At 72.5% G+C, this 13,074-nt stretch carries 9 protein-coding genes; 3 read left to right on the top strand and 6 right to left on the bottom strand.

What is annotated here, in order from left to right; translation table 11 throughout:
* Positions 1-74: 74 nt before the first annotated feature.
* Positions 75-1,820, bottom strand: coding sequence for an ABC transporter family substrate-binding protein (locus tag AB0K60_RS00850; protein ID WP_364047011.1), 1,746 nt, complete (start codon positions 1,818-1,820; stop codon positions 75-77).
* 361 nt (positions 1,821-2,181) lie between these two features.
* Here AB0K60_RS00850 and AB0K60_RS00845 point away from each other — a divergent pair, with 361 nt between their 5' ends.
* Positions 2,182-3,471, top strand: coding sequence for a M20 family metallopeptidase (locus AB0K60_RS00845; RefSeq protein ID WP_364047008.1), 1,290 nt, complete (start codon positions 2,182-2,184; stop codon positions 3,469-3,471).
* Between the two features lie 42 nt (positions 3,472-3,513).
* Here the strand turns inward: AB0K60_RS00845 and AB0K60_RS00840 are convergent, their stop codons facing one another.
* The gene (locus AB0K60_RS00840; protein WP_364047005.1) at positions 3,514-5,871 is read right to left on the bottom strand and encodes an AAA family ATPase; all 2,358 of its coding nucleotides are present in this window, start codon (positions 5,869-5,871) and stop codon (positions 3,514-3,516) included.
* Positions 5,872-6,336: 465 nt separating this feature from the next.
* Positions 6,337-8,199: a hypothetical protein gene (locus AB0K60_RS00835; RefSeq protein ID WP_364047002.1), complete on the bottom strand. Its 1,863-nt coding sequence runs from the start codon at positions 8,197-8,199 to the stop codon at positions 6,337-6,339.
* A 473-nt stretch (positions 8,200-8,672) separates the two neighbouring features.
* Between AB0K60_RS00835 and AB0K60_RS00830 the strand changes: the two genes are divergently transcribed.
* On the top strand, positions 8,673-9,515 hold the full coding sequence (locus AB0K60_RS00830) for a DoxX family membrane protein (RefSeq protein WP_364046999.1): 843 nt from the start codon (positions 8,673-8,675) through the stop codon (positions 9,513-9,515).
* A gap of 34 nt (positions 9,516-9,549) precedes the next feature.
* On the opposite strand, the gene AB0K60_RS00825 is transcribed toward AB0K60_RS00830, so the two are convergent.
* The gene (locus tag AB0K60_RS00825) at positions 9,550-10,188 is read right to left on the bottom strand and encodes an NAD(P)H-dependent oxidoreductase (RefSeq protein ID WP_364046996.1); all 639 of its coding nucleotides are present in this window, start codon (positions 10,186-10,188) and stop codon (positions 9,550-9,552) included.
* 116 nt (positions 10,189-10,304) lie between these two features.
* Here AB0K60_RS00825 and AB0K60_RS00820 point away from each other — a divergent pair, with 116 nt between their 5' ends.
* Complete coding sequence (locus tag AB0K60_RS00820; RefSeq protein ID WP_364046993.1) at positions 10,305-10,826, top strand: MarR family winged helix-turn-helix transcriptional regulator; 522 nt, start codon at positions 10,305-10,307, stop codon at positions 10,824-10,826.
* Between the two features lie 129 nt (positions 10,827-10,955).
* On the opposite strand, the gene AB0K60_RS00815 is transcribed toward AB0K60_RS00820, so the two are convergent.
* Positions 10,956-12,257, bottom strand: coding sequence for a GH1 family beta-glucosidase (locus AB0K60_RS00815; RefSeq protein WP_364046991.1), 1,302 nt, complete (start codon positions 12,255-12,257; stop codon positions 10,956-10,958).
* Between the two features lie 461 nt (positions 12,258-12,718).
* On the bottom strand, positions 12,719-12,964 hold the full coding sequence (locus AB0K60_RS00810) for a hypothetical protein (protein ID WP_364046988.1): 246 nt from the start codon (positions 12,962-12,964) through the stop codon (positions 12,719-12,721).
* Between the last annotated feature and the right edge of the window lie 110 nt (positions 12,965-13,074).

Genomic DNA, 13,074 nt, shown 5'->3' with positions numbered 1-13,074 from the left:
GCAGGCCACGCTGGGCACGCTCCCCGCCCGGCCGTCGGTCACTCCGACGATCGCCCTGACGGTCACCGCGACGGTCACTCCGTGAAACCGATGTCCTGGTAGCGCAGGTCGTAGAAGCCGCGGGCGCCGATGTTGGCGAGGGTGGTGCGGGCGGCCACGCTTTGTGGGCGCTGGTAGAGCGGCAGCACGTTGACGGCCTGCCAGATCAGTCGGTCGGCGGCGTTGGCGTGGGCGCGGGCGTCGGCGGGGTCGAGGGCGCTCGTCGCCTTGCGCATGGCGGCGTCGATCTCCTCGCTGCCGATGCGGCCGAGGTTGGCGTTCCACTGCTTGTCGCCGCCGGCGGCGTTGGCGTACTGGCCGAAACCGCTGGTCACCGGGAACGGGCTGCCGACATAGGAGAACGGCGCCAGGTCGAATTTGCCGGGGATGATGTAGTCGGTGAAGAACTCGTCGCTCGGCACCGTCTGGATCGTCACCTTGACACCGATCTGCTGGAGCATTCGCTGGGTCAGCTGGCCTTCGGACTTGGCGAGTTGCAGTCCCGCGGGGATCACGAAGCGGAGCTTGAGCTCCTTGCCGTCCTTGACGCGGACGTCGCCCTTCTTGACCCAGCCCGCCTGGTCCAGCAGCCTCTCGGCCTTGGCCGGGTCGTAGCCGCCGAGATCGCCCGCGCCGTCGCGGTAGCCGATCTGGGTGTTCATGAAGAAGTGGTTGTTGAGCACCGTCGTCGGATAGTCCAGGCCCTGCAGGTCGAACTGGGCGAGCGCCTGGCGGTTGATGCCCACCGCGAGGGCCCGGCGCACCCGCGCGTCGGACAGCGCCGGGCTCTCGCCGTTCAGGGTGAGCTGACGGTAGTCGGGGCCGGCCGCCTGGCGCACGACCACGCCCGTGGCGGTCTTCACGCGCTGGTGGTCGGCGACCGCCGGGCCGATGTCGGCCACGTCGAGTTCGCCGGCGACGAAGGCGCTGACCAGCCGGCGGCCATCGAGCCCCCGGTAGACGATCTGGTCGAGCCGGGCCTCATCGCCCCACCAGGCGTTGTCGCGCACGATCGTGACCGACTTGGCGGCGCGGTCGAACCTGGCGAACTTGAACGGCCCGGCCGTCACCGGGATCGCGTTCAGCCAGCCGTTGTTGAAGGCGTCGGGGCTGGTGTTGGTCGAGCTGGGGTACAGCGGGGTGAACAGCGAACGCCAGTCGCCGAACGGCGCGGCGAAGGTGATGACCACCTCATGGTCGTCCTTCCCGCGCTCGATTTTCGCGATGTCGGCGTAGCCGGCGGTCGATGCGGCGCGGTAGTTGGTGTTCCTGCCGTTCATCGCCTGCCACTGGGCCTGGTAGTCGTGCCAGGTGATGGGCCTGCCGTCGGACCACCTGGCCTTGGGGTTGAGGGTCAGCGTGACGACCTGCCGCGGGTTGGTCTCGGTGACCTCGGCGTCGGTCACGTAGTCGGGGTTGTGGGTGACCTCGCCGCGCTGGTCGGACACGAACGGCCGCGGCATCAGCGCGCTGATCACCTTCTCCACCATGGAGAGGTGCCCGTCCACATGGTTCTGGTTCCACTGGGTCGGGAACTCGCTCAGCCCCCACCGCAGGGTGCCGCCCTCCCGGACCTTGTCGCGGGAGGTGGGGTTGATGTCGTAGGCCGTCAGACCGTCCGTCGAGCCGGACTCCGCGGTCTCCTCGCCGCCGCTCCCGGCTCCACAGCCCGTCAGGGCCGTCGCGGCGAGGGTGAGGGCCACCAGGAACGCCCGGGACGCCGGGCGGGCCCCCGAGCGCCGACCGGCCCGGCCCGGTCGGGCGAATATCTGCGCGTGCATAGGACTGTGAGCCTTTCTCGACAGGTGGACAGACTCCAATCCTGCTACACACTGTCATTGACTGACCACCAAGAGTCCGGATCCGGGGGATGTGTCGCTTCGTTCCCGCGTGTCCTTCGGGGGCACGGCCTGATGTGTCGTTACTTGGGGCCGCCTGGTTGACTCCGGGTCACGATGGGGATCATCTCAGTGCGCCGCCTTCGCCGAGGCAGGCGGCCGGGGCGAGGGCGATCGGCTCCATCCACATCCACCATCGCATGACCTTTATCACCCTGTATTACCTTGTATCACCCTGTAACGCCGTATATCACTCGCATAGCCCTGCCGAGATGAACCGCCCGCGGGAAGTGGAGGACGCGCGGTGAACGTGCCGGAACTGCGCTCCTGGGTGAGCGGCCATCGCGCCGAGATGCTCGACGATCTGGCCACCTTCGTCGGCATCGAGACGCCCTCCACCGACCGCGGCCTGCTCGAGGCGGGCCTCGACTGGCTCGACGGCTTCCTCCGTGCGCGCCTCGGCGCCCCTTCGGCCAGCCGTACGGTGGCGGGCGGCGACCACGGCGACGTCCGCCTCAACGACTACGCGGAGCGCGGTCCGGGCGCAGGTCCGGGCGGTGGTTCAGGCGATGGTCCGGGCGATGACCCGGGTACGGCCCGGCCGGTGCTGCTGATGTGCCACTACGACACGGTCTGGCCGGCCGGGACGCTGGCGGGCTGGCCCTTCCGCGTGGACGGGGACCTCGCCACCGGGCCGGGCGTGTTCGACATGAAGGCGGGGCTGGTGCAGGCGGTGTGGGCGCTGCGGGCCCTGGACGCCACCGGGCTCGCCCGGCCCCCGGTACGGCTGCTGCTCAACGGCGACGAGGAGCTGGGCAGCCCGTTCTCCCGGCCGGTGATCGAACGTGAGGCGCGGTCGGCCTCGTGCGCGCTGGTCTTCGAGGCGAGCGCGAACGGCGCGCTGAAGACCGAGCGCAAGGGCGTCGGCGTGTTCGGCCTGGAGTTCACGGGCGTGGAGGCGCACTCCGGCCTCGATCCGGAGAAGGGCGCGAGCGCCGTGGACGAATTGGCCCGAGCGGTCCTCGCCCTGCACCGGCTCACCGACCTGCCCGCCGGGACCAGCGTCAACGTCGGGACCGTGACGGGCGGCACCCGCGCGAACGTGGTCGCCGGCTCGGCGCGGGCGGTGGTGGACATCCGGGTGAGCACCTCGCAGGAGGCCGCCCGCGTCGACGCCGCCCTGGCCGCGCTGCGCCCGCACAACTCCCGTGTGGCCCTGCGCGTCACCGGCGGCTGGAACCGCCCGGTCATGGAGCGCGGCCCGGCGACGGCCCGCCTGTTCGCCCTCGCCCGCGACCTCGCCGCCCAGATGGGCGTCGATCTGCGCGAGTGCTCAGTGGGCGGCGCGAGCGACGGCAACTTCGCCGCCGCCACGGGCACCCCCGTCCTGGACGGGTTCGGCGCGGTCGGCGACGGCGCGCACTCCCGTCGTGAGCACATCAGCGTCGAGGGCATGATCGAGCGCACCGCCCTCGCCGCCGCCCTCATCCACTCCCTGACGGACCCGCCTCCGCTCCCCGGCCCGTCCCGCCGCCCTCCGGCGGTGGGGCACCGAGCCCCGCCACCGCCGCCTTTCCCGCGCCCGTCCCGATGACCCAACCCAATGAGCCGACCCGGTGACCCAACCCGATAAGGCTCAGCGTCCGGCCAGCTCCTCCACGGCCGCCCGTACGTCCTCGCTGGTGATCGTGGTGAGCTCGGCCGGGGTGGCGGTGCCCTCGCCTGCGGCGAGGCGGACGTCGCGGCGGAGGGCGGCGCGTTCGAACAGGGAACGGGCGAAGCGGCCGTTGCCGAGGCCGTCGATGAGGCCCTCGGCGCAGACCCAGGCGAAGACCTCGGCGAGGTCCTGGCGGGCCTGCTCGTCGAAGCGGTCGCCGGAGCGTTCGGCGAGGAGCTCGGCGATGCGGGCGAGTTCGGCCGGGGAGTAGGAGGGGAACGCGATGCGCTGGTTGAAGCGGGAGGCGAGGCCGGGGTTGGTGGCGAGGAAGCGGTCCATCTCGCGCTCGTAGCCGGCCAGGATGATGACCAGGCGGTCGCGGTCGTCCTCAGCGCGCTTGAGCAGCGTCTGGACGGCCTCGGCGCCGAACGCGTCGCCCCCGGTGTACCCGCTGTTGATCAGGCTGTAGGCCTCGTCGATGAACAGCACGCCGCCGAGCGCACGGTCCACCAGCTCGTTGGTCTTGATCGCGGTGGCGCCGAGGTGCTGCCCGACCAGGTCGGCGCGCTGGGCCTCGACCACGTCGGGCCGGGCCAGCAGGCCGAGCGCGGCGAAGATGCGGCCGACGATGCGGGCGACGGTGGTCTTGCCGGTGCCCGGCGGGCCGGCGAACACGAAATGCCGCATCTGGGTCTGCACGGGCAGGCCCTGCTCCTCGCGCATGCGGGCCACGCGGAGCTGGGCGGTGATCGCGCGCACCTGCCGTTTGACCGGCTCCAGGCCCGCCATGCGGTCCAGGTCGGCGAGCGCCTCCTCCAGCGAGGGGGTCTCCTGGTAGCCGCGGAACCGCGCGGTGATCTCCTCGAATGCCTTGGCGACGTCGGCGGCCGTGGTCGTCACCAGGTCCTCGCGGGTGGGGGTGCCGCCCGCGCTGACCACCCGCACGTCGCGGGCCTGGGCCGCGGCCTCGACCAGGGAGCGGACGAAGCGGGCGTTGCCGAGCTCGTCCACGATGCCGCGCCGGTGCACGTCCTCGTAGCGGGCCAGCAGCAGCGGGCGGGCGTCGGGGGCCAGCGTGTCGCCGCGCCTGGCCTGCACGACCTCGGTGATGCTCAGCAGTTCCTCGGGCGAGTACGTGGGGAAGCGCACCCGGGTGGAGAAGCGGGACGACAGGCCGGGGTTGGAGGCGAGGAAGGACGACATCTCCTTCTCGTAGCCGGCCAGGATGATGATCAGCCGCTCACGGTCGTCCTCGGCGCGCTTGAGCAGCGTCTGCACCGCCTCCGCGCCGAACCGGTCGGGCTGCCCGTCCCCGGAGTTGATCAGCGCGTACGCCTCGTCGATGAACAGCACGCCGCCGAGCGCCCGGTTGATCAGCTCGTTGGTCTTGATCGCGGTGGCGCCGAGGAACTCGCCGACCAGGTCGGCGCGCTGGGCCTCGACCACGTACGGGGTCTCCAGCAGCCCGAACGCGTAGAAGATCTTGGCGAGGGTGCGCGCCACCGACGTCTTGCCGGTGCCGGGCGGGCCGACGAAGACGAAGTGCCGCATCGGCGGCTCGGTGGTGTAGCCGGCCTCGGCGCGCAGCCGGGACGCCTCGATCGAGGCGGCGATCGAGCGGACCTGCTCCTTGACCGGCGCCAGGCCGATCATGCCCTCCAACTCGGCGAGTGCCTCCTCGACGGAGATCGGCGGCGGCGCGGCGGGCTCGTGCGGGCCGCTGGGGCCCGGGGGGCGCTGCGGGGCCTGGTCCCGGCCGCGCGCCCGGATCGGCTGGTGCTGCTGGGCCGCCATCACCGCGCGCACCTCGCGCGCCTTGGTGAACCTGTACGCTAAGGCGATGGCGGCCATGCCGTACGAGCCCCACAGGGCCACCACGGCGGGCAGCAGCTCGAACCCCGCGGCGGCCGTGAGGATCGCGCCGGGGAGCAGGGCGAGCAGCGTGGTCGCCCACGGCGGCACCCAGCGGATCAGATGGGCCAGCCCGCCCGCCGCCGCGCCGAGGAACAGCAACGTCAGCAGCGTCGGGGGCTGGTTCAGCGGCCCCACCAGCGCGAGCACCAGCAGCATCCAGCCGAACACCACCAGCACGGTCGCCGCGCCGCGCGGGAACCGCATCGCCAGCGCGGCGAACGACAGCAGCAGCACGGTGTACAGGAGGGTGCTGAGCAACGACCAGCCGAGGACGATGCCCAGGCCGAGCGCCACGACCAGCACCCCCACGTGGATCGCCCGCCTGGCGAAAGGCGAAATCCTAAAATAATGGAACCGAACCTGCTCGAACAGGTTCCGTGCCATGGCTCGCCCCGCCGGCCGGGTCCTGTCGGAGTCCCGCATCACGCCTCCCCGGTCGTTCCCCGGTTATACCGCAACCGCCCGGTTCCTAGGCGTCCCGCGCCGAACGTGTTGGGGATATCGGCGGGCGCGAGGGGAACGCGATACCGGCCGGATGCCGGTCATACGCGAGGTCGTATCGGAAACGGCCCTGGTAAACGCGCATGAATGGCGGGGGACGTCGTCTCCTCGCGGCGGGGATATCGGCGACGACATATGCCGGTCACCGTGTGCCGACGATGGGCGGCGATAGGCGCGGATGAGGGCGGAACGACGCGACGGCGTAGGCGGAGGGCCCGGCGAATGCGCGACGGACGCGCCCGCACCGGATCGCCGGGGATTCACCCGAGCTCGCCGAGGTCCACCGGGGGTTCGCCGGGGTTCGCCCGGTCCACTAGGGTTCGCCGAGTCCGCTGAGGTGCGCCGGGTTCGTCAGGGCTCACCGGGGTGCGCAAAGGGTCGCCGGGGTCAGCGGCGGGTGGCGGCGCGGGCCTGGTGGCGGCCGGGGTACTCGCCGACGATCACCTGTTTTGGGGTGACGCGGAGGACGTCGTCGTCGAAGTCGCCGAGGGCGACGCCGCGTACCTCGGCCCAGAAGCGGCGGTTCACCGGGTCGGCGACGAAGACGGCGACCCTCGGATCGCGGTCGGCGGCCTCCCAGGCCTCGTCGGCGACGATCAGGCTCAGTTCGCCGGAGGCGGCCACCGAGGTGATCGCGCCGACGGCGAGGGCGCGCGGGCCGCCCTCGTCGGCGTACGCCAGGACCACCCCCCGGGAGAAGGTGAACGCGCGCCGTACCCGCTCGTCCAGTTCGGGTGAGGGCCCGGCGTCCTCGGGGACGTGCCGGCCGCCCGGCTCGTAGAGGGTCAGCGACGCCCGGGTGGCGCCCGGGGCGCCGCGCCACCAGGCCGCGGCGACGCGCGCGGTGAAGGCCAGCGCGGCGACCGCCAGCGCTCCGGCCGCCGGCCAGGACGCCGCCCGCGCCACATCGGCGGCGAGACCGGAGGCGTCCGGGCCGGGCGCGCCGAACAGGGCCACGACGCCCGCGAGGGCCGAGAAGGCGGCGGCGAGGAGGATCGCGGCCAGGGCGATCATCAGGGCGCGGTCGGCCGCGGCGACCGCCCGGCCGTACGGGCCGCAGCGGGCGCGGACGTAGGCGAGGGCGGCGAGGACGAGGAGGGCGGCGAGTCCGGCGCGGGGGTCGCCGGTCACGGCCGTGGCCGCCACGGGCAGGAGCGCGAGGGACCACAGGCGGCCGGTGACGGCCCAGAGGGTGACGCCGGCGCCGCGGCGGGCGGCCCGTACCCCGGACGCGGCGGCGAACTCGGACAGCGCGGCCACCGGGCGGCCGCGCCACGTCTCCACCAGGACGCGCAGGACGGCCATGGCGACGCCGTTGAACAGCGCCAGGCCGAGCAGCGCCGCCCACAGCACGCCGTCGAACTCGCCGCCGACGGCGATCGCGGCCGGGTAGGCGAGGACGAGCATGACGGTGACCGACACCGACATGCTCAGCCACAGGTCCCGTCCCAGCATCGCGGGCAGGTACGGCCACGCGGTCACGCGCCGGGCCTGGCGGACGGTCAGCGCCACCACCGGCAGCAGCAGCGCCGCGCCCGCCAGCCGGGCCTCCTGGCGCAGGCCGGTCGCGACGGCCAGCAGCGTGACGCCGCCGACCGCGATCGCCAGCAGCAGCCGGACCTGCCGCGACCAGGACGCCAGGGCCTGGCGGGTCCGGCCGGTCTCGCGGGGGTCGATCGGCCAGGCCGGATCGTGGTGGTTGCGCGGCCGCTCCCAGCGCAGCAGGGTGAGGCCGAGGTTGACGTGGGCGGCGGCGTGGCCGGGGTCGCGGCGCAGCGCCGTACGGTAGGCCCGTGCCGCCTGCTCGTGGTCGCCCCTGAGCAGGCTCAGGTCTCCGATGAGCACGTGCGGACCCGGCCGCTCGGGGGCGAAGCGGGCCGCGTGCCCGGCCTGGATCCACGCGTCCCGCCAGCCCTGGGGGGTACGGCGCAGCGAGGCGGCGAGCCGCAGTCGCGCGGCCCAGGAGCCGGGTGCGAGCCGGACGGCGTCCTGGGCCGCGGCGACCGCCTCGGAATCGCGGCCGAGGCGTTCGAGGGCGAGGCTGGCCAGGCGGTGGCTCCAGTCGCCGCCGGGATCGAGGCCCATCGCCTGGCGGGCGGCGTCGAGGGCCGCCTCGGGCTGGTCCCGCGCGAGGCGTGCGGCGGCCACCGCGCACCAGGCCCGCGGATCGGTGCGGTCGCGCGGGGGCGGTACGAAAGAGTGTTCTCCCGGCGGATCCGACCCCTCGTCATCGCTCCCCACGACCGCCATGCTCGGTTAGAGATCACCTTTTGCCTAGGCGGGGGTACACACCTCTATCTCTCTAGGGACCTTTCCCGATGCGAATTCCGAGGTCAGTGCGTGGATTGTCGCCTTTGCGGCTTCCCGGCAGGGCCGCCGTGCCGAGGGCCCGCGCCGCCGCGCGTCTCCGCGCGACCCGTTGGGCCGCCCGTGGCCGCCCGCGTACGGATACGGACGAATAACCAGGGACAACATAAAACCATCCACGCTCGCCGCCTTCGGCCCAGCACAATGGCCTTCATCACCGGGCCTCATCCCCTGCGTGGACGGCCCGGTGCCAGGTGACCGGAATCGACGGCCGCCGCGCGACGGGCGCACGGTGAGCGGCCCGCCGGTGACGGCCGGGTGACGATGACGCGGGCACGCCCGCTTACAGGTATTCGCGGCCCTGCCCGGGGCAGATGACTGGGCAATCCAGGCCGACGGAATCAGAATGGGGAAACGTGCGACGAATACTCACCGATGTCGCCACCCTCGGGGCGCGAATCGGGGTCGGCGGGATCTTCTTCGCCAACGGCTGGGACAAGCTGGAGGCGGGGCTCAACGCCACCACCGAGCAGTTCGCCCAGCAGGGAGCGCCGCTGCCCAACGTGTGGGCCGCCCTGTCGATGCTGATCGAACTGCTCGGAGGGGCGATGCTGATCGCCGGCTTCGCCGTGCCGGTCTGCGGGATCCTGCTGTTCGTCGAGGCGCTGGCGGTCTTCGTCGTGGCGAGCGGCGAGCAGGGGCGGCCGCTCACAGGCGGTGACACCAATCTGATCGTCGCGCTGGGCGCGGCGACGATCCTGCTCGCCGTCGTCGGGGCGGGCCGCGTGTCGGTCGACCACATGGTGGTCATCAAGCGCAGGGAGACCTACGACGCCCCCGAACTGGACCCCGACGCGGAGGCGGACGCGATGCTCGCCGCCCTTCGCGAGCCGCGCCGGTCGCAGGGCGCACCGGGAGCCCACTCGCCCGGGTCCGCCGCCGCGTCCGGTACCGACCCGGCGACCGCTCCCGGCAGCGCCTCGGGGTCTGCTGCGGGGCTCAAGGCCACGGCGCGGCGGCGTGATGCCGAGGAGAAGAGCGCCCCCGCCGAGCCCGCCGCAGCATCCGCCCCCGCCGACGGCGGTGGCGGCGCGGCCTCCTCCGCCGCCGCCGAGAGCGCGCCGAAGGCCCGCAAGCCCCGGCAACGCCGTACCGACACCGGCTCCGACACCACCACCGCGAGCCCGAGCGAGGCCCCCGCAGCAACGGAGAAAGGCGACAAACTGGTGGCCGGGCGGCGGGAAGGCACCACCGGCTGAGGCCGCGTGGCCTGTCCCCTTCCGCCTCGGACGGTCAGGCGTGTTGGAGGACGAGACCGCGGGCGCGCTCGGCGGCGGCCGCGTGGGCCTGCTCGATGGAGCGGCGCCGGTGGTCGCGGAAGTCGGCCAGGGCCGGGACCGTCTCGGCGAGGGTCATCTCGACGATGATGACGTGCAGGTCGAGGCCGAGGCAGTCGGCGAGGACGGTGCGCAGGTACGGCTCGGCGAAGTCCCAGCCCTCGCGCGGGGTGCCGGGCGCGTAGGAGCCGCCGCGCACGGCGATCAGGGTGGCCGGGCGGCCGTGCAGAGGGCTTTCCTCGGGGGTGCCGCCCTGCGTGCGGCCGGGGATGAGGATCTGGTCGATCCACGCCTTGAAGGCGGACGGGATCGAGTAGTTGTACATCGGGACCGCGAACAGGTAGGCGTCGGCCGACAGCAGTTCGCCGATCAGTTCCTCCTGCAGGAACGCGGCCACGGCCTGCTCCGCGCTGTGCTCCGCGGGATCGACGCCACGCGCGCTGACGCCGTCTCGGGTCAGGTGCGGAACGGGGCGCGCGGCGAGATCCCGGTGGACGACCTCGCCCGTCCACGCCTCGCGGAAGGAGGCGGCGACGGCACGGGAGACCGACTCCTCGGGGCGGACGGACGCGTCGATGTGCAGCAGGCGAGGCATGAGAGTCCTCCATGGTACGAATTGCTCAAGACGAACAAATCGTCTGCTAGCAAGACTGTCTGCTATCGAAGTCGTTTGTCAACCCGATCATCCGTACGACGGGGTACGATTAGGGGGTGAGCAATGCAACGGCTAATGGGCTGCCACCGGGGCTGGAGTCCGACTTCGGCTGGCTGCTCGGCCAGCTGTTCCATGCGCACGTCTCGGCGGTGAAGGACATCGTCGCCGACGTCCCGGGGGGTCACCGCGGCTACCTGGCGCTTTCCGCCGCCGCGCACCAGACCGCGCGCAACCAGATCGAGATGTCACGTCAGCTCGGGTGCGACCGGACCGTGATGGTCTACCTCATCGACGACCTGGTGAAACAGGGCCTCGTCGAACGCCGTCCCGACCCGCTCGACCGGCGCAACCGGCTCATCGTCGCCACCGACAAGGGGCTCGAACGGCTCGCCGAGGTGAACCAGGCGATCGCGGGCATGGAGCGGCGCCTGCTCAGCGCCTTGGAGCCGGCCGAGCAGGAGGCGCTGCGCGACATGATGAAGCGCGTCGTGGCCCACTGCCTGGGCCACGACGCCGGGTCCGGCGCGGAGGCGTGCGTCACCGTCGCCTCGGCGCTCGACGAGGCGCCGACGTGCTGACGGCCTTCGGGCCGTTCCGGGCGGAGGACCGCACGCGAAACGGCCGCGTCCGTGCGGACGGGCGGCCCGCTCCCGCCGTGAACCGGATTGGACCGGACCGGCGACGGCGGGGCGGACGCCGGGGAGCCGCTACAGCCCGTTCGCCGCGATCAGGTCGCGGTACCAGTGGGCGCTGTCCTTGAGGATGCGGCGCTGGGTGTCGTAGTCGACGCGGACCAGGCCGAAGCGCTTGTGGTAGCCGTGGGCCCACTCGAAGTTGTCCAACAGGGACCAGACGAAGTAGCCGCGCAGGTCCGCACCCTGGCCGATCGCGGCGTGCGCGGCGCGGACGTGGCCGTCGAGGAAGGCGACGCGGTCGGCGTCGCGCACCCGGCCGTCCTCGTCCACCTTGTCGTCGTAGGCCGCGCCGTTCTCGGTGATCATCAGCGGGGTGCCGGGGTATTCGCGCGAGAGCCGTACCAGGAGGGACTCCAGGCATTCGGGGTGCACGCCCCAGCCCATCTCGGTCACCGGGCCCTCGGGCGGCACGATCGCGATGCCCTCGGTGCCGGGGTGCTCGGCGTCGCCGGGCGCGCCGGGCTCGGCCCGGACGTGTTTGGGCGAGTAGTAGTTCACGCCCAGCACGTCGATCGGCTGGTTGATCGTCGGGAGGTCGTCGAGGTTCACGTCGGTGAAGCGGCGCAGGTGGGCGAGCACGTCGTCGGGGTACGCGCCGCGCAGCAGCGGATCCAGGAAGATCCGGTTGGCGAGGCCGTCCATGAGGCGGGCGGGCTCCGGGTCGCCGAGCATCGGCGCGAGGTTGAGCGTGATCGAGATCGACCCGGCCCCGGCGGCGCGCAGCGCGGAGACGGCCAGGCCGTGGGCGAGCATGAGGTGGTGGGCGGCGGTGAAGGCGGCGGCGTGGTCGCGTACGCCGGGCGCGTGCCGTCCCGAACCGTAGCCGACGAACGCCGACACCCACGGCTCGTTCAGCGTGGTCCAGGTGGCGATCCGGTCGCCCAGCCGGGCGTGCGCCCCGGCGGCGTACTCGGCGAACCGGTACGCGGTGTCCCGGTTGGTCCAGCCGCCCGCGTCCTGCAGCGATTGCGGCAGGTCCCAGTGGTAGAGGGTGGCCACGGGGGCGATGCCGGCCTCGAGCAGGGCGTCCACCAACCGGTCGTAGAAGTCGAAGCCGGGGGTGCCGAAGCGCGGCCAGGCGATGGAGAACCGGTAGGCCTTGAGCCCCAGGTCGGCCATGATCTGCACGTCCTCGGCGTACCGGTGGTAGTGGTCGCAGGCCACGTCGCCGGTGTGCCCGTCACGCACCTTTCCTGGAGTGTGGGAGAAGGTGTCCCAGATGGACGGCACCCGGCCGTCCTCGCTGGCGGCGCCCTCGATCTGGTACGACGCGGTGGCGGCCCCCCACAGGAAGCCTTCGGGGAAAGTGATCACTCAGCGCTCCTCGCGACGGTGTTCATGGGGTCGTGGGATGGGGAGGGCGGGTTCGGGCGGGCCACGGGAGGGGGTTCCCGCGCACCGGCGTGTGGCGCCGCGGATCACCGAATCGGCGGCAGTCGTCACGCCGCCGCCCGCGCGGTGCGGCCCGTACGGCGAGCCGATGCCCACACGGCCGACGCCATAGGCGCGGAGTTCGTCCGTTGTCCGCCGGGAAAATGGGAGCGCTCCCAAAGGGACGCGGAGGAATCACCCACGAGCGGACCGTCCTTCGTGCCGAACGCGCAGACCGGGAAAAGCGAACGCGAGGGATACGGGGGTACAGGGCACGGTGGACCGGTCCGGCGGGTGACCTGACCTCACCCGTCGGACCGGCACTATCAACAATGTCGGTAACACCCCGGAAATGGCAAGCCAACGATGCATGCTCGTGGCCCCGGGTGTGCCGAAGCCCCGGCTCAGACGCGGGTCTCGACCCGGTCGACGATCGCGGTGGCGCCCTCCTCGCGGGCGCAGTGGGCGCAGCAGTACCAGTGGCCGTCGGCCTCGACGCCGTGGCCGACGATGCGGCAGCCGCAGTGCTCGCAGTTCGGGGCCATCCGGTGCATCGCGCATTCGAAGCTGTCAAAGACGTGCACCTGGCCTTGGGCGTGCACCTCGAAGCTCATGTCGTAGTCGTTGCCGCAGACTTCGCAGCGTGCCATCCGTTCCCCCGGTTCATCGAGTCGGTCGCGGACACCGGGCCGGTGTCCCCCAGGCGGCACGTACCCAGGGGACGGGCATGCACACCGCGGCGTGCGGGCACCGGGGTCGG

The sequence above is a fragment of the Thermopolyspora sp. NPDC052614 genome (assembly GCF_040678635.1).
GTDB lineage: Bacteria > Actinomycetota > Actinomycetes > Streptosporangiales > Streptosporangiaceae > Thermopolyspora.
The sequence above is the reverse complement of the archived record's forward strand: the minus strand, read 5'-3'. Positions and strand labels throughout refer to the sequence as shown.